Annotated in this window: 22 protein-coding genes; 10 read left to right on the forward strand and 12 right to left on the reverse strand. The window is 70.9% G+C overall.

The window, feature by feature from the left end; all coding sequences use genetic code 11:
• Positions 1-72: 72 nt before the first annotated feature.
• The 3 genes from ABZ794_RS23875 to ABZ794_RS23885 all read right to left on the reverse strand — a co-directional run bounded on the left by ABZ794_RS23875 (position 73) and on the right by ABZ794_RS23885 (position 3,293).
• Positions 73-1,467, reverse strand: a complete 1,395-nt coding sequence (locus ABZ794_RS23875) for an MFS transporter (RefSeq protein ID WP_238688949.1) — start codon at positions 1,465-1,467, stop codon at positions 73-75.
• 17 nt (positions 1,468-1,484) lie between these two features.
• Positions 1,485-2,252, reverse strand: a complete 768-nt coding sequence (locus ABZ794_RS23880; RefSeq protein ID WP_238688948.1) for a glycerophosphodiester phosphodiesterase — start codon at positions 2,250-2,252, stop codon at positions 1,485-1,487.
• A 267-nt stretch (positions 2,253-2,519) separates the two neighbouring features.
• Positions 2,520-3,293: a lysophospholipid acyltransferase family protein gene (locus ABZ794_RS23885; RefSeq protein ID WP_357517631.1), complete on the reverse strand. Its 774-nt coding sequence runs from the start codon at positions 3,291-3,293 to the stop codon at positions 2,520-2,522.
• Positions 3,294-3,445: 152 nt separating this feature from the next.
• On the opposite strand from ABZ794_RS23885, the gene ABZ794_RS23890 reads away from it, so the two are divergent.
• From ABZ794_RS23890 to ABZ794_RS23900, 3 genes are all read left to right on the forward strand, one after another.
• Positions 3,446-4,858 (forward strand): cytochrome ubiquinol oxidase subunit I, encoded by a 1,413-nt coding sequence (locus ABZ794_RS23890; RefSeq protein WP_210783878.1) that lies wholly within the window; start codon positions 3,446-3,448, stop codon positions 4,856-4,858.
• A 14-nt stretch (positions 4,859-4,872) separates the two neighbouring features.
• Positions 4,873-5,871 (forward strand): cytochrome d ubiquinol oxidase subunit II, encoded by a 999-nt coding sequence (cydB, locus tag ABZ794_RS23895; protein WP_210783862.1) that lies wholly within the window; start codon positions 4,873-4,875, stop codon positions 5,869-5,871.
• A gap of 166 nt (positions 5,872-6,037) precedes the next feature.
• Positions 6,038-7,231 (forward strand): GNAT family N-acetyltransferase, encoded by a 1,194-nt coding sequence (locus tag ABZ794_RS23900; RefSeq protein WP_210783861.1) that lies wholly within the window; start codon positions 6,038-6,040, stop codon positions 7,229-7,231.
• Between the two features lie 130 nt (positions 7,232-7,361).
• Here the strand turns inward: ABZ794_RS23900 and ABZ794_RS23905 are convergent, their stop codons facing one another.
• Positions 7,362-7,808, reverse strand: a complete 447-nt coding sequence (locus tag ABZ794_RS23905; RefSeq protein ID WP_357517634.1) for a hypothetical protein — start codon at positions 7,806-7,808, stop codon at positions 7,362-7,364.
• 97 nt (positions 7,809-7,905) lie between these two features.
• Here ABZ794_RS23905 and ABZ794_RS23910 point away from each other — a divergent pair, with 97 nt between their 5' ends.
• A complete protein-coding gene (locus ABZ794_RS23910) occupies positions 7,906-8,358 on the forward strand; it encodes a MarR family winged helix-turn-helix transcriptional regulator (protein ID WP_210783859.1) in 453 nt (150 codons plus the stop codon).
• 6 nt (positions 8,359-8,364) lie between these two features.
• Here the strand turns inward: ABZ794_RS23910 and ABZ794_RS23915 are convergent, their stop codons facing one another.
• From ABZ794_RS23915 to ABZ794_RS23925, 3 genes are all read right to left on the reverse strand, one after another.
• Complete coding sequence (locus ABZ794_RS23915; protein ID WP_210783858.1) at positions 8,365-9,048, reverse strand: hypothetical protein; 684 nt, start codon at positions 9,046-9,048, stop codon at positions 8,365-8,367.
• 84 nt (positions 9,049-9,132) lie between these two features.
• Entirely contained in the window at positions 9,133-9,594 is a 462-nt protein-coding gene (locus tag ABZ794_RS23920; RefSeq protein ID WP_307850541.1) for a peroxiredoxin, read from the reverse strand.
• 45 nt (positions 9,595-9,639) lie between these two features.
• The gene (locus ABZ794_RS23925) at positions 9,640-9,939 is read right to left on the reverse strand and encodes a hypothetical protein (RefSeq protein ID WP_247669342.1); all 300 of its coding nucleotides are present in this window, start codon (positions 9,937-9,939) and stop codon (positions 9,640-9,642) included.
• An 86-nt stretch (positions 9,940-10,025) separates the two neighbouring features.
• On the opposite strand from ABZ794_RS23925, the gene ABZ794_RS23930 reads away from it, so the two are divergent.
• Positions 10,026-10,754, forward strand: coding sequence for an SDR family oxidoreductase (locus tag ABZ794_RS23930; RefSeq protein WP_210783857.1), 729 nt, complete (start codon positions 10,026-10,028; stop codon positions 10,752-10,754).
• 63 nt (positions 10,755-10,817) lie between these two features.
• Here the strand turns inward: ABZ794_RS23930 and ABZ794_RS23935 are convergent, their stop codons facing one another.
• From ABZ794_RS23935 to zwf, 3 genes are all read right to left on the reverse strand, one after another.
• Entirely contained in the window at positions 10,818-10,943 is a 126-nt protein-coding gene (locus ABZ794_RS23935; RefSeq protein ID WP_255750329.1) for a hypothetical protein, read from the reverse strand.
• Positions 10,940-12,388 carry an OFA family MFS transporter gene (locus tag ABZ794_RS23940; protein WP_238688944.1) on the reverse strand — a complete coding sequence of 483 codons (1,449 nt, stop codon included), beginning with the start codon at positions 12,386-12,388 and terminating at the stop codon, positions 10,940-10,942. Before ABZ794_RS23940 ends, ABZ794_RS23935 begins: the two co-directional genes overlap by 4 nt.
• 169 nt (positions 12,389-12,557) lie before the next feature.
• Complete coding sequence (gene zwf, locus ABZ794_RS23945; protein ID WP_210783855.1) at positions 12,558-13,937, reverse strand: glucose-6-phosphate dehydrogenase; 1,380 nt, start codon at positions 13,935-13,937, stop codon at positions 12,558-12,560.
• Between the two features lie 213 nt (positions 13,938-14,150).
• Here zwf and ABZ794_RS23950 point away from each other — a divergent pair, with 213 nt between their 5' ends.
• Positions 14,151-15,749, forward strand: coding sequence for a beta-N-acetylhexosaminidase (locus ABZ794_RS23950; protein ID WP_238688943.1), 1,599 nt, complete (start codon positions 14,151-14,153; stop codon positions 15,747-15,749).
• 61 nt (positions 15,750-15,810) lie between these two features.
• On the opposite strand, the gene ABZ794_RS23955 is transcribed toward ABZ794_RS23950, so the two are convergent.
• Positions 15,811-16,218, reverse strand: coding sequence for a hypothetical protein (locus ABZ794_RS23955; RefSeq protein WP_357517639.1), 408 nt, complete (start codon positions 16,216-16,218; stop codon positions 15,811-15,813).
• Between the two features lie 197 nt (positions 16,219-16,415).
• On the opposite strand from ABZ794_RS23955, the gene ABZ794_RS23960 reads away from it, so the two are divergent.
• The 3 genes from ABZ794_RS23960 (at position 16,416) to ABZ794_RS23970 (ending at position 18,596) form a co-directional block, all read left to right on the forward strand.
• Complete coding sequence (locus tag ABZ794_RS23960; protein ID WP_357517641.1) at positions 16,416-17,237, forward strand: alpha/beta hydrolase; 822 nt, start codon at positions 16,416-16,418, stop codon at positions 17,235-17,237.
• A 99-nt stretch (positions 17,238-17,336) separates the two neighbouring features.
• The gene (locus ABZ794_RS23965) at positions 17,337-17,522 is read left to right on the forward strand and encodes a hypothetical protein (protein ID WP_357517643.1); all 186 of its coding nucleotides are present in this window, start codon (positions 17,337-17,339) and stop codon (positions 17,520-17,522) included.
• A 219-nt stretch (positions 17,523-17,741) separates the two neighbouring features.
• A complete protein-coding gene (locus ABZ794_RS23970) occupies positions 17,742-18,596 on the forward strand; it encodes a hypothetical protein (protein ID WP_357517645.1) in 855 nt (284 codons plus the stop codon).
• 99 nt (positions 18,597-18,695) lie between these two features.
• Here the strand turns inward: ABZ794_RS23970 and ABZ794_RS23975 are convergent, their stop codons facing one another.
• On the reverse strand, positions 18,696-19,250 hold the full coding sequence (locus tag ABZ794_RS23975) for a hypothetical protein (protein WP_357517647.1): 555 nt from the start codon (positions 19,248-19,250) through the stop codon (positions 18,696-18,698).
• A gap of 321 nt (positions 19,251-19,571) precedes the next feature.
• On the opposite strand from ABZ794_RS23975, the gene ABZ794_RS23980 reads away from it, so the two are divergent.
• A complete protein-coding gene (locus ABZ794_RS23980; protein WP_357517649.1) occupies positions 19,572-20,567 on the forward strand; it encodes a tyrosine-type recombinase/integrase in 996 nt (331 codons plus the stop codon).

The raw sequence follows: 20,567 nt of genomic DNA on the forward strand, positions 1-20,567 counted from the left end.
CGGCGTCGTCGGTCACGGTCGGGCAGCCTAGCCCATTGACCGACCCGGATCGGTCGGGCGCGGGACCCGTGCTCAGAGCACCCGCGGTGGGGTGTTGCCCGCGGCCACGATGGCCCGGCGGATCGGCACGGCGGCGAGGAGCAGGAACCCGACCACGAAGAAGATCAGCAGTGAGACCAGGCCCACCCGGTACGAGGCGGTGAGTTGGAACACCAGGCCGAAGGCGAGCGGGCCGAGCCAGCTGGTGCCCTTGTCGCTGATCTCGTAGAAGCCGTAGTACTCGCCCTCCTTCCCGGCCGGGATGAGCTGGCTGAACAGCGACCGGCTCAGCGCCTGGCTGCCGCCGAGGACCAGGCCGATGGCCGCGCCGAGGACCATGAACGGCACCGGTGCCTCGGCCGGCAGCCGGAACGCGCCGATGATCACACCGGTCCAGAGGACCAGGCTGAGCAGCACTGTCTTCCAGGCGCCGATGCGTCGGGCCAACGCGCCGAGGCCCAACGCGCCTCCGAAGGCGAGGAACTGCACCAGCAGGATGGTGATGATCAGGGTGCTCTGGTCCAGCCGCAGCTCCTCGGTGCCGTACTGGCTGGCCAGGGTGATGACGGTCTGGATGCCGTCGTTGTAGACCAGGAACGCCAGCAGGAAGAACAGCGTCAACGGGTACGCCTTGATCTCCCGCAGGGTGTGGCCCAGCTGCCGGAACCCGTCGGTGAGCACGTTGCCCCGCCGGGCCAGCGCCGCCGCCCTGCTGGGGCGTTCCCGCAGCCAGCGCAGCGGCACCAGGGTGAACACCGCCCACCACACCCCGGCGGAGACGATCGACCAGCGGGCCAGGTCCAGGGTGCGCTGCGGGTTGTCGTCCTCGCTGAACAGGGTGACCGCGACCAGGTTGAACGCCAGTAGCAGACCACCGCCCAGGTAGCCCAGCGCCCAACCGCGGCTGGAGATGCCGTCGCGTTCGTCGGGTCCGCCGAGCTGCGGCAGGAACGAGTTGTAGACCACGACGGCCGCGCCGAAGGAGATGTTGGCGACCAGGAAGAGCGCCCCGCCGAGCAGGTAGCGGTCACCGGTGACGAAGATCATCGCGATGGTCGCGCCGGCGCCGGTGAACGCGGCGCCGCCGAGCAGCCGCTTCTTGTGCGCCGACCGGTCGGCGATCGCCCCGATCACCGGCAGCACGAACACGGTGAGGAACACCGACAGCGAGATCAGGTACGGGTAGTAGGACCCGGCCGCCACCCGGATACCCAGCGGGTACACGTACCCGTCGCAGGTGTCCGCGCCCAACTCGCACCCGGCGGCCAACTCGGCGACGGTGGTGATGAACGGGCCCAGGAACACCGTGATGACTGTGGTCTGGAACGCGGAGTTGGCCCAGTCGTAGATGTACCAGCCGCGCCGCTCCCGGCGAGTGCTCGCCGGAGGCAACGTGTCGTCCACCGTGGGGGTCACGGTCTCGGCCATCGGGGGTCCTTCGATCCTCAGGCGGCCCAGTGGCCGCGGCTGCGGTAGACGTCGCGCAGCACGCCGACGTGATCGGTCATGATGCCATCCACGCCACGATCCAGTAACTCGTGCATCTGGGCGGGTTCGTCAATCGTCCAGACGTGCACCTGCAGGCCGATGCGGTGGCAGTAGTCGAGGAACCGGCGGTCCACCACCGGCACCCGCCCGTAGCGCGGCGGCACCTGCGCGGCGACCACCGACGGCGGCAGCCGCAGCGGACGCCCGTGCAGGGAGGCCAGCCGCAGCCGGGCGACGCCGCGCATGCCCAGGCTGGTGGCGACCCGGCCCTCGGTGAGCGCGCGCAGCCGGGTCAGCCGGGCGTCGCTGAACGAGGCGAGCAGCACCCGGTCGCCGGCGCCGGCCCGGGTCACTGTCGCGACCGTCGGCTCGACGCCGCCGTCGGCCTTCACGTCGATGTTGAAGCGGACCTGCGGCCACGCCCCCAACACCTCGTCGAGCCGGGGTACGACGGCAGCGCCGCCGACGCGTACCGAGGCGAGGTCGGCCCAGCTCATCTCGGCGATGCGCCCCGCCTCACCGGTGACCCGGAGCAGCGTCGGGTCGTGGAAGATCACCGCCACGCCGTCCGCTGTGGCGTGCACGTCGGTCTCCACGTACCGGTAGCCCAGCCCGACGGCCCGGGCGAACGCCTCGATGGTGTTCTCGTCGCCCTCGGCGGCGCCGCCACGGTGGGCGAACGCCAGCGGCGCGGGCGCGTCGAGGTAGCCGAATCGGGTCAACACGCGACGCAGTATGCCTGCGGTTGGTGGCCGGCGGATGGCCGGCGGGGAGATTCCCTTGATCACCGGCTGCCCCCGTGCGGTGGCCTGCCGGCGTGAAGGGGTGCACAGGCCACAGGCCGTCCCCTTTGCTCTGCACCCCGATTCGCACCGGTCGCAGACCGTAGCCGTCGCACCCGCGGGTGCAGAGCAAAGGACAACCCGGCCATCACTCGCCCCAGCCGCCCCTCAGACACACTGGAAGCAGGGGACCGCACGCGCCGTGGTGGCTCAGTTCGACCGGCGGCGGTGGGTGCGACTGGGGTCGCTCGGGCGGCCCGGGTCGACGTGGCGCGGCCGGTCCGGCTCGTCGGGGCGCAGCGGGGCGAGGGTGTCGGTGAGCGCGTCGATGATCCGGTCGGTGGCCCGGCGGGCCGCGCCGGGGTTGGCCGCCGCCGTTTCGCCCAGGTCGACGGGGGTGCCGAAGTGCACCCGGATCACCGGTCGACGCCACAGCGAGCGGGCGATGCCACGCAGCATTCCGCGCGGCGCCTGGTAGGGCAGTACCTCGTGCGAGCCCCACTGGGCGACCGGAACGACCGGGGCGCCGCAGGCCAGGGCGAGGCGGGCGGCGCCGGTCTTGCCGCGTTCGGGCCACAGGCCGGGGTCCAGGCCGATGCGTCCCTCCGGGTAGATGAGGATCACCGAGCCGCGCGCGACGGCAGTGGCGGCGTCGTCGAGGGCCCGGTGCACGGCGCTGGTGCCCCGGTCGACCCGGATGTGCCCGGCATGGCGCATGGCGGCGCCGAACATGGGGACGCGGAACAGCCCGGCGGTCGCCATGATGCGCGGGGCGACGCCACGGGTCCGGCAGGCGGCGGCCATGACCACCGGGTCGAACGGGCTGATGTGGTTGGCGGCCAGCACCAGCGGGCCGCGACGCAGGTACGCCGGGACGTCGCCGGTGACCTCGAGGCGGGCGAGCAGGCCGACCAGGCCCCGGGCCAGCAGCAGGGCTGCGCGCCAGATCAGCGGCGGCCGCCAGGTGGTGTGTGCGGTGTTCATCAGCGCGCCATCGTCGCACGCGGCGGCGGGGCCGCGAGGGCGGGTCGGGTGATCAGGGTCATTGGTCCCGGGAGGGTGCGGGCCGTCCAACCTTCTACGACGAGCAGTAGTATTTACTACGTCTCGTAGTACGGATGGCTGGGGGTTTTCAGGTGGACGCGTTGGACGTTGCCCGCTGGCAGTTCGGTGTCACCACCGTCTACCACTTTCTCTTCGTACCGCTGACCATCGGCCTCTCCGTGCTGGTAGCCATCCTGCAGACCATGTGGCACCGCACCGGCAACGAGCGCTACCTCAAGCTCACCAAGTTCTACGGCAAGCTGTTCCTGATCAACTTCGCCATGGGCGTGGTCACCGGCATCGTGCAGGAGTTCCAGTTCGGCATGAACTGGAGCGACTACTCCCGCTTCGTCGGGGACGTCTTCGGCGCACCCCTGGCCATCGAGGCGCTCGTCGCGTTCTTCCTCGAATCCACCTTCATCGGCCTGTGGATCTTCGGCTGGGACCGGCTGCCCAAGCGGGCGCACCTGGCCAGCATCTGGGCCGCCGCGATCGGCACCAACCTCAGCGCGTACTTCATCCTCGCGGCGAACTCGTTCATGCAGAACCCGGTCGGCTACCGGATCAACCCCGACAGCGGGCGCGCCGAGTTGACCGACTTCCCGGCCGTGCTGACCAACAAGGTCGCCCTGATCACCTTCCCGCACACCCTGGCCGGCTCGTTCCTGGTCGCCGGGTCGCTGATCGTCGCGGTCGGCCTGTGGCACGTCATCCGCAACCGCGACTCCGCCGACGCCGGCGCGTACCGCTTCGCCACCAAGTTCGGCTCCTGGGTGGTCCTGGTCGCCTCCGCGGCCGTGCTGTTCACCGGCGACATCCAGGGCAAGATCATGACGGACGTGCAGCCGATGAAGATGGCCGCCGCCGAGGGCCTCTACACCACCGAGAGCCCCGCCTCGTTCTCCGTGCTCACCATCGGCAGCCTGGACGGCAGCCGCGAGGTGTTCGCCATCAAGATCCCGTACCTGCTGTCCTACCTGGGCACCGGCGACCCGAACGGCACCGTGCACGGCATCAACGACCTCCAGGCCCAGTACGCCACCCAGTACGGCGCGGGCAGCTACACCCCGATCATCCCGGTCACCTACTGGAGCTTCCGCTTCATGATCGCCTTCGGGATGGCGGCCGGCGCGATCGCCCTGCTGGTGCTCTGGAGTCAGCGCAAGGGCCGCACCCCGAGCAGCAAGTGGCTGCTGCGCGCCGGGCTGGCCATGCCGGTGCTGCCGTTGCTGGCCAACTCCTTCGGCTGGATCTTCACCGAGATGGGCCGTCAGCCGTGGATCGTCTTCGGCGAGATGCTCACCCGCAACGGGGTGTCCCGCAGCGTCTCGCTGGCCGAGGTGCTCACCTCGTTCACCGCCTTCACGCTGATCTACGCCACCCTCGCCGTGATCGAGGTCAAGCTGCTGCTGCGCTACGCCAAGGCCGGCGTGCCGGACGTCAGCGAGCAACCCCCCACCGACGACACCGACGACGCCGAGCGCCCGCTCGCCTTCGCCTACTGATCCCGGAGCCCATCGTGGAACTGACCACCATCTGGTTTCTCCTCGTCGCCGTGCTGTTCACCGGGTACTTCATCCTGGAGGGCTTCGACTTCGGCGTCGGCATGCTGCTGCCCGTGCTCGGCCGCGACGACCGGGAGCGCCGCGTCCTGATCAACACCATCGGCCCGGTCTGGGACGGCAACGAGGTGTGGCTGATCACCGCCGGTGGCGCCATGTTCGCCGCGTTCCCCGAGTGGTACGCCACCCTCTTCTCCGGCTTCTACCTGCCGCTGCTGCTGATCCTGCTGGCCCTGATCGCCCGGGGGGTCGCCTTCGAGTATCGGCACAAGCGCCCCGAGGCGTCCTGGAAGCGCCGGTGGGACGCGGCGATCGTGGTCGGCTCGCTGCTGCCGGCGATCCTGTGGGGCGTCGCCTTCGCCAACATCCTGCGCGGCGTGCCACTGGACGCCGACCACGAGTACGTCGGCGGCCTGCTGAACCTGCTCAACCCGTACGCCCTGCTGGGCGGCGCGACCACCCTCGCGCTGTTCCTCACCCACGGCGCGGTGTTCCTCGCCCTGAAGACCACCGGCGACATCCGCGAGCGCGCGGGCGCGCTCGCCGTGCGCCTGGGTGTGGGCGCCGCCGTGCTCGCGGTCGGGTTCCTGACCTGGACGTTGAGCATCCGCTCCAGCGCGGCCGCCGTCGTGCTCGCCGTCGGCGCGGCCCTCGCCCTGCTCGGCGCTCTGGCCGCCGCCCGGGTACGCCGGGAGGGATGGGCGTTCACCGGCACCGCCGTGGCGATCGGTCTGGCCGTGGCGACCCTGTTCGCGGCGCTGTTCCCGAACGTGCTGCCCTCCACCCTGGACGCGGCCGGCACGCTGACGGCCACCAACGCCGCGTCCACCCCGTACACCCTGAAGATCATGACCTGGGTGGCGGTGATCTTCACTCCGGTGGTGCTCGCCTACCAGGGCTGGACCTACTGGGTGTTCCGCAAGCGCATCGGCGTAGCCAACATCCCGCAGCACTGACCAACGCGGTGTCGCACCCGACACCCCGCCGATCTTGCAGTTTTGGTCGCCGTGATGCGTGGAATGCCCCGTATGCCGCGACAGAAACTGCAAGATCGCGTGGCGGGTTGATCATGGCGGCGGTAAATTGGCTGTTGGTGCGGAGCGGCCTCGCTACGGTGTGCCGATGCCCGCCACTGTGCACGTACGCGAACTCACCGCCGACGACCTCGACGCCGCCTGGGAGTTGGGCCGGTTCGCGTTCGGCTCCGACCCGCAGCGGCCCGCGCAGACCACCGCCACGCCCGCCGGCCTGACCCGGTACGGCGCGTTCGACGACGCCGGTCGGCTCGTGGGCAAGGCAGTCGACCTGCACCACGACCAGTGGTGGTCGGGCCGGGCGGTGTCGGCCGCCGACGTGGCCGGGGTGGCGGTCGCTCCCGAGGCCCGTGGTCGGGGCGTGGCTCGGGCCCTGCTCACCGCCCTGCTGCAGGGCGCGCGCGAGCGTGGGGCGGCGGTCAGCGCGCTCTACCCGACCGTCGCCGCCCCGTACCGGGCCTGCGGGTGGGAGGCCGCCGGTGTGCTGCGTACCGTCGATCTGGCCACCGCCGCGTTGCCCCGGCACCGGCCCTGCCCGGATCTGGTGGTGCGGGCCGGCACGGTGGCCGACCTGCCCGCCGTCACCGACCTGTACGAGCGGGTCACCCGGCACCGCAACGGCATGCTGACCCGCCGGGGTGAGCTGTACGACTTCTTCGCCGCCGACCGCGGTCTGCCCGGCGACGGTCTCACCCTCGTCGAGCGCGACGGCGACCTGGTCGGCTACGCCACCTGGCAGCGGGGCCGGGGCTACGGCGCCGACTCCGTGCTCACCGTCGACGAGGCCCTGGCCGTCACCCCCGAGGCCGCCCGGGAGATCGTCGGGGTGCTCGGCAGTTGGGCAAGCGTCGCGCCCACAGTGCGGCTGTGCCCCCTCGACGGCGACGCCGTCAGCCCTCACCTGCCGTTGGAGTCGGCCCGCGACCACGAGCGGGACCTGTGGATGCACCGACCGGTCGACGTCGTCCGCGCGGTGAGCGCGCGGGGGTGGCCCGTCCACGCCCGGGGCGTCGTCGACTTCGGCCTCACCGACGCGCTCGCCGAGTGGAACACCGGTACCTGGCGGTTGACCGTCGCCGACGGCGCGGCCGAGCTGACCCGGGTCGACGGCGAGGCCGACCTGCGGTTGGACGTGCGCGGTTTCGCCCTGCTCTACGCCGGGGCGGCGCAGGCGCGCTCGGTCGCGCAGGCCGGCCTGTTGCATGGTGCCGGTGACGCCGACCCGGCCGCCCTGGACCTGCTGGGCGTCGGCGGCCCGGCGCAGCTACTCGACTACTTCTGACCGGCCGGACCCGGCACGTGGGCCGCTGACAGGTTGGCCGGATCCTGCACGTGGGCCACGGACAGGTTGGCCGGGTCCGGCCCGGTGCGCGGGGCAGGACCGGACCCGCGCACCGTCGCGCTCTTGCCCGTCAGGTCGGGGTCGCGGCCAGTTCGGCATTGGCGCGCTGGGTGACCAGGGACAGCGCGCGGGCGGCGGCGCTCGCCTCGTTGGCGGGGATGTCCGCGTAGAGGCGCGCGCTGATGTTCGCGACGGCGTCGGCGATGCGGGCCTGCACGGCGTGACCAGCGTCGGTGAGCCGTAGCCGTGGGGCGTCGGCGTCGTGGTCGGCCTGGGCGAGGTTCGCGTCGACGAGGGTGGTGAGCACCCGTTGCACTTCCTGCTCGTCGACCTTGAGGGTGCTGGTGATCCGGTGCGTGAGGTGAGCGCGTTCGGTCGGGCCGTTGGCGAGGACATTGAGGGCGAGCAACTGGTTGAACTCGACGCCGAGGGCAGCGGTGGCCCGTTCGAGCAGGGCCCGGGTGGCGTAGTGGGCCTGGCCGATGACCTGGCCGTTGAGGGTGGGGATGGTGGACATGACGCCTCCTTCGACACGTTGGCAGAACCAACGTTGGTCTCACCAACGTAACATCCGATCGTGGGTCGCGCCAACGATCCCTGGTAGACTGCGCCACATGGACAACGCGGCCCCGCAGTCACCCGCCGGGCTCAGCACCACCCCGAGCTGGCTGCTCAACCAGACCGCCGGTCACGCCGCCCGCCTGCTCAGCGAGGGCCTCGCCGCGCACGACCTGCGCGGCTACCACTACCGCCTGCTCGCCACCCTGGCCGAGGACGGGCCTGCGAGCCAGGCCGACCTCGGCCGGCGCTGCGGCATCGACCGCAGCGACGTGGTGGCCGCCATCAACGACCTGGCCGGCCGAGGGCTCGTGGTGCGTGCCCCCGACCCGGCCGATCGCCGCCGCAACGTCATCAGCGCCACCGACGCCGGCGCCGACGAGGCCCGCCGGATGGGCGCGACCCTCGAGCGCGTCCAAGCCGACCTGCTGGCCCCGCTGTCCGCCACCGAGCGCGAGCAGCTGACGCGACTGCTCACCCGACTGCTGCGCCACCACAGCCGGAACTGACCCGCCTCAGCGAGCCTCGCGCAGCTCCGCCAGCCGCGCCTCGATCTCGGCCAGCTCGGCGCGCAGCTTCTCGGCCTGCTGTTCCGCCTCGGCCCGCTCGGTGCCGAGGATCTGCTCCACCGCCTCCTGCACCCCCGGCACGTCGACCAGGGCCACCATCTTCAACGCCTCCGCCGGCTTCACCACGTACGGCTTCGCCAGGGCCTTGCTGCCCTGCTGCGCGGCGACGGTCCACTCACCGTCGGCGTACGCCAAGGTCACGGTGAGGCCCGCGGGGCCCTTCGGCTTGACGGCCTTGACCGCCCGCCGCGCCGGCGGCTTCTCCGTCTGCTCCACCTTCGGCTCCTCCTGTCGCTGCGCGGGCACCCGCGGCGTGTCCAAAACGAACTCCGGCGCGGCCACCGCTGGCGGCTCGGGCTCGGGCTCCGGCTTCGGCTCCACCACCCGACGGGTGACGCCCTTGGGCGCCACGGCCAGGTCGGCGGGGGAGAACGGCAACTCGTCGCGACCGAAGCGCACCACCACGAACTCGTCGGACACCTCCGGGTCGGTCAGCTCGATCACCTGACCGACCTGACCGGCGATCTGCCCCGCCGACGCGGTGAACACCACCCGTGGTTTACGCCCGGCCGCCAACGACTCCCGGATGCTCTGCACCTCGCTAGTGGACAAACCCTGGCCGGCATCCATCACAACCCTCTTCCGTACACCTGTTTGATTGCTGTCTTGATAGCAGCCGACTGCGACACCCGCCGCACCGGGCTCACACCTCGCTCAGCCGCCCAGCGCCCGCAGCGCCCGGTCCGCGTGCTCGTTCATGCTGACCTCGCTGTGGATCACCTCGATGACCCGCTGGTCAGCGCCGATGACGAACGTCATGCGCTTCATGCTCAACGGCCCCAACGGCACCCGCCGCTTGACGCCGAACTGCTGCGCCACCGCGCCGTCGGCGTCCGACAACAGCGGATAGTCGAAGCCGTGCAGCTTCGAGAACTCGGCCTGCTTCGCCACCGGGTCGCGGCTGATGCCCACCCGCGTCGCGCCCAACGCCGTGAACTCCGCCGCGAGGTCGCGGAAGTGGCAGCTCTCCGCCGTGCACCCCCGGGTCATCGCCGCCGGGTAGAAGAACAGCACCACCGGCCCGGCCGCCAACAACTCCGACAGCCGCCGCGGCGTGCCCGTCTCATCCGGCAGCTCGAAATCCTGCACCACGTCGCCGACACCCACACCCGCCACCGCACACCTCCATCGTCTGATCGACAGCGCGGTGAGCGTAAGCGATCACGCCCAGAGCGCCGCCACCTCGTCGGCCTGGGTCCGCCCGGCCCGCGTCGCGGCGCACCGGGCCGGGTCCAGCGCATTGCGGCCGATCGCCGTGCGCGCCGCCGCGTCCGGCGTCAGCACCACCACCCGCGACCCGGCCGCCCGCAAGGCGCCCACCTGCGCCGACAGCCGTGGCATCGGCCCGAACGCCGTCGACGTCGGCGCGAGCACCAGCACCCTGCGCGCGTGCGCCGCCAGGTCCGCGTTCACAGTCGAGCACATCCGATCGTCGACGAAGCGGCGCGCGCCGATCGTCACCGGGTCCTCTGGACGACCGACCCGCGCCGGTCACGGTAGCGTCGGCACGACCATCGCGCAGCCGTCAGACTCCCCGGGAGGCAACAGTGGCACCCGTCACCGTCATCACCGGCGGCGGCCGGGGCATCGGCGCGGCCACCGCCCGCCGGCTCGCCGCCGCCGGTCACCACGTCGCCCTGTGCTACCGCCGCGACGAGGCCGCCGCCACCGCCGTCCTGGCCGACGTGCGGGCCGCCGGCGCACAGGCCGTCGCGGTACGCGCCGACACCACCGACCCCGAGCAGGTGCACGCCCTGTTCGACGCGGCCGCGCAGCTCGGCCCGCTCACCGGCCTGGTCAACAACGCCGGCGTCACCAGCCTGATCGGGCCGTTCACCGAGCTGCGCGTCGAGGATCTGCGCCGGGTCGTCGACGTCAACCTCGTCGGCTACGTCCTCTGCGCCCAACAGGCCGCCCGGCGGCTCACCGACGGCGGGGCGATCGTCAACGTCTCCTCGGCGGCCGCGACCCTCGGCAGCCCGGGGGAGTACGTGCACTACGCCGCCGTGAAGGCCGCCACCGACACCCTCACCGTCGGCCTGGCCAAGGAACTCGCCCCGAAGGGCATCCGGGTCAACGCCGTGGCCCCCGGCATCGTGCGCACCGACATCCACGCCGACTCCGGGGTGCCCGACCGTGCCGACTCCGCCGTCGGTCGCATCCCCCTGGGCCGTGCCGGCGAACCCGACGAGATCGCCGCCGCCATCGCCTGGCTGCTCGGCCCGGACGCCTCGTACGCCACCGGGACCGTGCTGCGCGTCTCCGGCGGCCTCTGACCACGCGTGCACCCGGCCGAAGACCGCCGGGCGTTCACGCGGTCGGAGACCGCCGGATCCGGCTCAGTGGGTGAACAGCTTCGCCGCGGTGACGACGGTCTGGGCGACTCCGTAGCCGAGCAGCGCCGCCACCACCAACCAGGAGATCCACAACCGGGCCTGCTGCCCGGGTCGGCTGTCCGCACTCATCGCGTACCACTCCTCTGCGCCGTCGTGTCCTCGTCCACGTCCCGATCCGCGTTCTCATCCGCGCCCTGTTGCGCGTTCTGCTCCGTCGACGGTTCGTGGTAGCGCTGCGGCACCGGCCGCACCAGCAGGTTCGCCACGAAGCCCACGGCCAGCACAGCCACCATCGTGAACAGCGCCGGCCGGTACGCCGCGGCCGTCAGTGAGCCCGGCTCGCCCTGCGCGTCGAGGAACCCGTTGACGATCAGCGGACCGGCGATCCCCGCCGCCGACCACGCGGTCAGCAGCCGACCGTGGATCGCGCCGACCTGGAAGGTGCCGAACAGGTCCCGCAGGTACGCCGGCACTGTCGCGAAGCCACCGCCGTAGAACGACAGGATCACGCAGGCCAACAGCACGAACAGGGCCGTCGAGGTCTGCCCGACGAGCGCCAGCAGCGCGTAGAGCACCATGCCGACGCCCAGGTACACCAGGTAGATCGGTTTGCGGCCGATGACGTCCGAAGTGGACGACCACACGAACCGGCCGGCCATGTTGAACAGCGACAGCAGACCCACGAACCCGCCGGCCGCCGCGACGGTCACCGCCGAGGTGCCGTTGTCGCGGAAGAAGTCCTGGATCATCGGGCTGGCCTGCTCGAGGATGCCGATGCCGGCGGTCACGTTGCAGAACAGCACCACCCACAGCAGCCAGAACGAGCGGGTCTTCACCGCGTTCGCCGCCGACACGTTCGCCGTGGTGACCAGCGGCTTCGCCGCCACGCTCGCCGGGTCGAAGCCGGCCGGCCGCCAGTCCGGCGCCGGCACCCGCACGTTCGCCACCCCGAACATCATGATCACGAAGTAGCCCAGGCCGAGGGTCACGAACAGCCACACCAGGGCGCTGCCCGACGCCGTCGACCCCGCGTTGGCCGGGTCGTAGCCGGCGTCGTAGAACGACAACAGTTGCCGCGACAGGGGAGAGGCGACCATCGCCCCACCACCGAAGCCCATGATCGCCAACCCGGTGGCCAGCCCCGGCCGGTCCGGGAACCACTTGATCAGCGTGGAGACGGGGGAGATGTAGCCGATGCCCAGCCCGATGCCGCCGAGCAGCCCGTAGCCCAGATACAGCAGCCACAGCTGCTTCGTGGCGATGCCCAGCGAGCCCACCAGGAAACCCGCCGCCCAGAAACAGGCCGAGACGAACATGGCCTTACGCGGCCCGTTCGCCTCCACCCAGGTCCCGGCGACCGCGGCGGACAACCCGAGCATCACGATCGCGATGCTGAAGATCACCCCGATCGCCGTCTGGCTGGTGTCGAAGTGGGCGATCAGGGAGTTCTTGTAGACGCTGGTCGCGTAGACCTGACCGATGCAGAGGTGGATGGCCAACGCCGCCGGGGGGATGAGCCACCGGCTGTAGCCGGGCGGCGCGACGGTGTGCCGACGATCGAGTGCGGAAAGCATGCGCTGCTTCCTCTCCGACGAGGACGAGAAACGTCGCACCCAACGTGCCCGCAGCACTCGTAAGCGGCAAACCTCACCGTCGCCGGACGGTCGTTTCGCTGAGCTGAGCGGTCAGTCAGCGTCCGCGCGGCACGCTCCGTCAGGGAGCCGCCGGCGGATCAGGCCGCGGCTACCGCAGGTCCGGAAGGTGCCAGCCGCCGGCCAGCGCCTCGGCGTCCGCCGGACCCCAGCTGCTCTTCTCGTACGACTGCACCGCCGTCGGCAGATCCAGGATCGGCTCGACGATGCGCCACTCCTGCTCGATCGTCTCGGCACGCGCGAAGCGCAGGTGCTGCCCGTCCATCGCGTCGTCGAGCAGCCGCTCGTACGCCTCCTGCCGGCGACCGAGGGCCGAGCCGAAGTCGACGGACAGATCCACCGGACGGCTCGCCACCTCGGCACCCGGGCTCTTCGCCTGGATCGACATGGTGATGCCGTCGCCACGCCCCAGGCGGAAACGCAGCAGGTTCGCGGCCCTCGCCGTGCCCCGCTCGGCGGGGATCAGCGAGCGCTGCGGCTGCTTGAACTCGACCACCACCTCCGTCGCCGTCCCCGGCAGCGACTTGCCGGTGCGCAGGTAGAACGGCACGCCCGCCCAGCGGGGGGAGTCGACAGTCAACCTGGTCGCCACGAACGTCTCCGTGTTCGAGTCCGCCGCCACGCCCGGCTCGTCGCGGTAGCCGGCGTACTGCCCCCGGACGGTGGACTCCGGCGACAGCGGTGCGATCTGCCGCAGCACCGCGGCCTCCGCCTCCCGGAACGCCGTGGTGTCATCGCTGGCCGGCGCCTCCATCGCGATGAGCGCGACGACCTGAAGGATGTGGTTCTGCAGCACGTCCCGGGTCGCGCCCACCGTGTCGTAGAACCCGGCCCGGCCCTGGGTGCCGAAACCCTCGGCGAGGGTCACCTGGATGTTGTCGATGTGCTCGTTGTTCCACAGCGGCTCGAACAGCCGGTTGGCGAACCGGAAGGCGTAGAGACCTTCGACGGCTTCCTTACCGAGGTAGTGGTCGATGCGGAACACCCGCTCCGGCGCGAAGGCCGCGCCCAGGGTGCGATCCAGCTCGCGGGAGGACTCCAGGTCACGCCCGAACGGCTTCTCCACGATCACCCGACCCCGGTCGGCCAGGCCCACGGCCGCCAGGCCCTCGACGACGGAGCCGAACACCGCCGGAGGGATCGCCAGGTAGAACACCGGCCGCTCGGCGTCGCGCAGCCGCTCAGCCAGCCGCTGGTACGTCGTCGGGTCCGCGTAGTTGCCGGAGATCATCGAGAGGTTGTCCGCCAGCCGATCGAAGGTCTCGTCGTCGATCTCGTCATCGGCCTCGGTGACCGACTTGCGGGCCATGGTGACCAACTGCTGATCATCCCAGGCGGAGCGGGCCACGCCGATCACCGGAACGTCGAGGCGGTCGCGCCGGGTCAACTCGTACAGCGCCGGAAACAGCTTCTTCGAGACGAGGTCTCCCGTGACGCCGAACAGCACTACCGCGTCTGAGCGCACGTGCATGGCACTTCCCATTCGATCATCCGAACCTGATCTTCCGAACGGACAACGGCACGACCCACTCCAGGAATTCCCCAGCGTGCGGCGTACGTGAGGTCGGCGACAACACTGTCTCGACGAACCCCTACGTTAAGGAAGGTTTACAGTGCAGGCGAAACGCCGGTAGCCTGCGACTCTAATCGACGAAGGTCGATCATCACGAGGCCTGGAGGTACCGTGCGTCGCCGACACACCACCACACGGCTGCTGGCCATAGCCGCACTCGCGCTACCAGTCATCCTGCCCGCAACGCCCGCCGCCGCCGCGACACCCACCGCACCAACCCGACACCTCAGCGACGTCATCCCCGCACCCGTCGAAACCCACCCCGACGCGCACAACACCTTCCGGATCACCCCCCTGACCGTCATCCGCACCACCCCAGGCTCAGCCGCCGCCCGGCGCATCGGTCACCAACTCGCCACCACACTGCGCCCCGCCACCGGCCACCCCCTGCCCGTCCTGCCCGTACGCTCCACCCCGCTACCCGAGATCGCCCTGCTCATCGGCGGCGCCGACGACCGCATCGGCCAACAGGGCTACCAACTCGACGTCACCCGCCGCAGCGTCACAATCCGCGCCAACACCCCCGCCGGGCTGTTCGCCGGCACCCAGACCCTGCGCCAACTGCTCCCCGCCGACATCGAGGCACCCGACCGGCAGCGGACCACCTGGACAGTCCCCGGCGGACGAATCATCGACTACCCACGCTTCGCCTACCGCGGCGCGATGCTCGACCTCGCACGCCACTTCCACACCGTCGACGACATCACCGCCTACGTGGACCTGCTCAGCCAGTACAAAATCAACTACCTGCACCTGCACCTCACCGACGACCAGGGCTGGCGCATCCAGATCGACTCCTGGCCCCGCCTCACCACCGTCGGCGGCGGACCCGGCACCGGAGTCGACGGCGTCGGCCCCGGATACCTCACCAAGGCCGACTACAAGGCCGTCGTCGCCTACGCCGCCGCACGACACATCACGATCATCCCCGAGATCGACATGCCCGGGCACACCAACGCCGCCCAGTCGACGTACCCCGAACTCAACTGCGACGGCGTCGCACCGGCCCCGCGCACCGACATCGCGGTCGGCTACAGCTCCCTCTGCATCAACGACGAACTCACCTACCGCTTCGTCGAGGACGTCATCCGCGAACTCGCCGCCATCACCCCCGGACCATTCCTGCACATCGGCGGCGACGAAGCCCACGCCACCACCGACGAGGACTACCGCACCTTCATGAACCGCGTCCTGCCCCTGGTCGCGAAGTACGGCAAGCGCGCCTCCGGATGGAACGAGATCACCCAGGCCGACCTGTCCACCGACGTCGTCGCCCAGTTCTGGGGCACCGGCACCACCAACGCCAGCCTCGCCGCGGCCGCCGCCCGCGGCAACAAGATCATCATGTCGCCGGCGAACAAGGCATACCTGGACATGAAGTACGACGCCAACACCCGCCTCGGCCTGCGCTGGGCCGGCCTGATCGAGGTGTCCGACGCCTACGGCTGGGACCCGGCCACCCGGGTCACCGGCGTCGGCGAGAACGCCATCCTCGGCGTCGAGGCCCCACTGTGGTCCGAGACGCTGCGCACCCTGGACGACATCGAATACATGGCCTTCCCCCGCCTACCCGCGATCGCCGAACTCGGCTGGTCCACCACCGCCAGCCACGACTGGGAATCGTTCCGAACCCGACTGGGGAAGCAGGCACCCCGCTGGCGACTGCAACAGGTCGACTTCTACCCGTCCCCACAGGTGCCCTGGATCTGAGCCCTACCCCCGGCGCACGACGTTCGTGGGCACCGGCCGACCCGGCCGGTGCCCACAACGGTCAGCGACCGCAGGCGGTGTCCAACGCCTTCAGCGGCGGGTCGAGATCCGGCGCCTCGATCTCGGCGGCCTTCGGACCGGCCAGGTGCTTCTCCACCCCGGCAGCCAGGGTCTCCAACGCGGTCCGCACCTGCGGATCGGCAGCGCTCGGCGCCGCCGCCTTGAGGTCCTGCAACAGCGCCGTGTAGTGGCCGCGAACCTTCACGCCCGCCTCCTTCGCGCTGACCGGCTTGTCGATGGCGGCGATCGCGTCGTCGGCCATCGCGATGTAGTGCTTCTTGACAAAATTGAGACTGGCGTCGCAGACCTGCTTGCTGTTCGCCGCCACGTCGACGGTCGGGCTGGGCGCCACTGTCGGCGACGGCGCGGCGGCCCCCGCGCTCTCCTTCTCGGCAGGCTGGCAGCCCACAACGAGGCCAACGGTCGCGACCAGGCCAACCACAATACGGACAGGCTTACTCGTCAAGGTGTTCCCCCGTGATGATGTGCGACCCCGCCGTTCGCGGCGAACGGCGGCGGCCAGAGCGCACCACTGTAGACAGCCCACGCCGATGTCGCACACCGCTTTCACGTCCGGCAACCCGCCCCGACCTCACCGGGCATGAGATGTTGGAGCACACAGCCATCCCCAGCGAGGACGCCTCCATGAACCTGGCGTACGACCAGTCAGCGGACACCGGACCAGCCGTGGTGTGCCTACCCATGTTCAGCATGAGCCGCGCCGCCACAGCCGCCGCCCTCAGCCCCGCCCTCGCGGACGCCGGCCTACGAGAGATCTACCTGGACCTACCCGGCCACGGAGACACCCCCGCGAACTGCCCACCCACCTCCCAGTCGATGCTGGACACCGTCTGCGCCTGGCTCGACCACCACGTCGACGCACCGGTCCTGGCCGCCGGCAGCTCCTACGGCGCGTACCTGGCCGCCGGCATCGCCCGCCAACGACCCGACCTCGTCGCCGGCCTGCTCCTGCTCTGTCCCGGTGTCACCATCGCCCGCCCCAGCCGGGACCTGCCCGACCAACCACCACTCGACGCACCCACAGGCTGGCTCGACACCGCTCCCACCGAACTGCACGCACACCTCGACGCCGCCCTGGGCCACCGCACCCCAACCGTCGTCGCGACGGTGCTCGCGGCACTGACCTCCGGCGGCCCCGGCGACCCGACCTTCCAACAGCAGTTGCAGAGCGGCCCTGACTACGCGCTACCCGACGAGAACACCGAGGTCGTCTTCGACGGCCCGGTCAGCGTGATCACCGGCCGACAGGACCGGATCGTCGGGTACGCCGACCAGTTCCGCGCCATGCGCCGCTACCCGCGCGGCACCTACACCGTGATCGACGCGGCCGGACACTACCTACCGTACGAACAACCCACCCTGCTGCGATCGCTCACCCAGGACTGGCTACGCCGTACGCGCGGCTGACAGCCCGAACTGGGGGAGCGAGCCTTGTCCAAGCGCATTCACAACTATTAATGTTCGCGGCGGCGCCAATCAATACGGGGTGCCGTACTGACCACCGGCATGACCCTCGTGCACGACTCCGGCGGCCCGTGGGACATTCACTGGCACGTCGAGATCGCTGACAACGGCGGTTACTCCACCCAGAACTACGACGAGTACGACGGCTACTACTGGCCGGGCCACACCCAGCCCGGCCAGCACCTTCGCGATCGCGCCCACTGGCACACGGCACTGGCACCATGGTGAACGGCAGCAGGGGACAGCCCGTACCGACGAGGAGGCCGGGATGAAACGCGACCCGTCGCCCGGCCCGGACGAACGCTTCGTACAACAGACCGAACGCGTCCGCCGGGAACTGCTGCACAGCGCGACACCGGTCGTTGCGCTCACCGGCCCCGACCGCCCGGCCGCCGAATGCTTCGCCGGCACCGAAACCGTCAACGGCACGATCACGTCGTCCGGATCGTGCACGGCGACTCCACCGCCGGACCGTGGGCGAGCGTCGACACCGCCCGCTGGGCCGACCTCCCGGTCAACGCCGGCCCGTTACGCACGCACCTCGAACACGACATGCGACTCGCCGGAGACCGATTCTCCGACGTCGAATGGACCGAGAACGACACGACTGTCCTGGTCGACGAGCAGCCAGTTCCCGGCCGCACGGTACGAGCCGGCCACCGGTGGTGGGCGACCCGCTGCGAACGCGACGGTGTCGAGATCACCGTGACGGCCCGCGACTGGCACCCCGCCACCGTCCACCTACGCTCGGTCACGGACCTCACGCCACTGCTCGACGCACTGGGCACCCGACCCGCGGCGGAGACACCGCCCACGGAACCGGTCACCCTGCCGCCCGGCCTGGCCCGGGAACCACACCGGGCGCTCATCGACGCCGCCCTGCGTACCCGTCGGGATCACAACGCCTGGATGGCCGACGGGGGAGCACCACCGCAGCTGCCCCCGTACTGGTCAACGCTCTGGCAGGCCGCCGTACGCCGACAGAGGCAACTCACCGATCAGGACAAACCCGACGCCGAGCGTGCGGTGAGCGACATCGTCGCCCACGTCACCAGCCTCGCCGACGACACCACCTGGTTCGATGATCACCCGACCCTGCGTGACCGCGCCATCAACGAGATCCTGCTGTACGGCACCGGGCTGGGCGAAGGTGTGTCCAGCCACCCGGCTCAACGCGCCTGGCGCGAACGGCAACACCTCATGCCTCGACAGGGTGCGCCCATCAGCGAGCGGGAGGTTGTCGACCGGCGCTGGCGCGACGCCTGGGCCCGGTGGGCCGACACCGCCGTCGAAGAGTTCTGACGGCTGTCCCCTTCACCCGCGACCCGAATACCGATTCGATAATCAACATTATGTAAAGTAGCGGGTTCTGGGGGTCCCCTCGCCGTCGCCCGACAGGGGTCAGTCGCGCGTCAGGCCGGGCGGACACGCGTCCTCGTCCGGCCCGACGAGGCGCGCGTTGACCAGCGGGTTGCGTCGCAGGGCCGCGAGTACCGCACCGCTGGCGCCGATGTCGGTCCAGGTGTCGTCCCACAGGGCGGAGACGAGCCAGGAGCGATCCGCCGGAAAGAACAGGTCGGGCAGCGCCCCGTCGCCGCGCATGTGCCCGGTCCGCCAGCTGAGGGCCTGTTCCGGCCCGGCCTCGACCAACACGTACGACCAGTCCCAGTAGAGGGACACCCTCGGGACGTGCGGAAAGACCACGTCGTGGGCGCCGGTGTCGAGGAAGCCCAGCCACCAGGGCTGATCCGGCGTGCACGCCGCCAACTCGTCGACCACCGCGCGTTCATGGGCGTTGAAACCGACCCCTGCGGGCGGGTGGAAGGTGCCGTACGCCTCGAACACGGGCGGGATCGCCGTGGTGACCGACAGACCCTGCGTGGTCCGCCCGGCGAGCCAACCGACGTCGCCGGCCGTGCCGATCCGCCAGGTCCGCCCGTCCCTGCTGACGTCCATGGGCTCCCTCCGGGTGGTGGGGCCTTGCCGGTCGCTGTCGACGGCGGCGGGCGACGCATGGGGAGCCCACCCGGCTCGGCCAGCGGCCCGCCACTGGTGCCCCTCGGAGCAGACCAGATCTGTCGGACCGTCGAGGTCCCGGTACACGATGGGCGTGCCCGGTCGACCACAGGTGGGACAGGTGGCGGCGGGCGACGTCATGCCGCGCACGATACGTGCTTCTCGATCGGCTCCGGCCGTACTCGTGGCGGTCCGGCCTGAGGCCCTCTCCCCCTCGCTCACCGCTTCCCGGATACGCGAAAATGCTGCATAATATCCCTTATGCATGACAAACAGGACGAATCGCTCGCCGTGCTGATCGAGGAGTTCCTGACCGCGCGGGCCACCCGCAAGCCCTCCCCGCACACCCTGGCCGCGTACCGCAGGGATCTGCGCACGGTCGCGGCTCTGGTCGCGGACGATGCCACCTCTCCCCTACCGCTGGACGCGCTGTCGATCACCGACCTCTCCCCCAGGGTGATGCGCGCGGCCTTCGCCCGGTTCGCCGCCCCCCGGGCGCCCGCGTCGGTGCACCGGGCCTGGTCCACCTGGAACACCTTCTTCACGTTCCTCGTCGCTGACGGGTTCGTGGCGGGCAACCCGATGCCGGCGGTCGGGCGGCCCCGGGCGCTACTCCCCCAGCCGAAGCCGCTGCGCGGCGCGGACACCCCCGAGGTGCTGCTCGCGTCCGCCGCGCGCGACGACGGCCCGCAACGCGACCCGTGGCCGGAGCGGGACGTGGCGGTGTTGGCGGTGGCGCTCTGCGCCGGGCTGCGCCTGTCGGAGCTGCTGGCGTTGCGCGTCGACTCGCTCGGCGGTCGGTCGGGTGAGCGGCGGGTCGAGGTGGCGGGCAAGGGTGGGCGGCCTCGGGTGGTGCCGATCGAGGCGGATCTGGACCGGGTGTTGCGGGACTACCTGGACAGTCGGGTGCGGCGCTTCGGTTCGCGGTCGGTACGCCCCGACTCGCCGTTTCTGGTGGACCGGCGTGGTGAGCCGTTGCGCCGTGGTGGCCTGCAGTATCTCGTCGAGTCGTGTTACCGGCGGGCCGGCATCGGTGACCGGGTGCCGCGTGGTGCGCGGCTGCACGCGCTGCGGCACACCTTCGCGACCCGGTTGGCGGAGGACGGTGCGAGCGCGGCGGAGATCATGCGGTTGTTGGGGCACGCGTCGTTGGCGTCGTCGCAGACGTACATCGAGGTGACGGCCGGGCAGCAGCGTGACGCGGTTCGCGCCAACCGGACCAACCGCGCGCTGGCGGGTCTGGTGCGGCCGGGGTGA

It is taken from the genome of Micromonospora sp. NPDC047187, from assembly GCF_040643355.1.
GTDB lineage: Bacteria > Actinomycetota > Actinomycetes > Mycobacteriales > Micromonosporaceae > Micromonospora > Micromonospora salmantinae.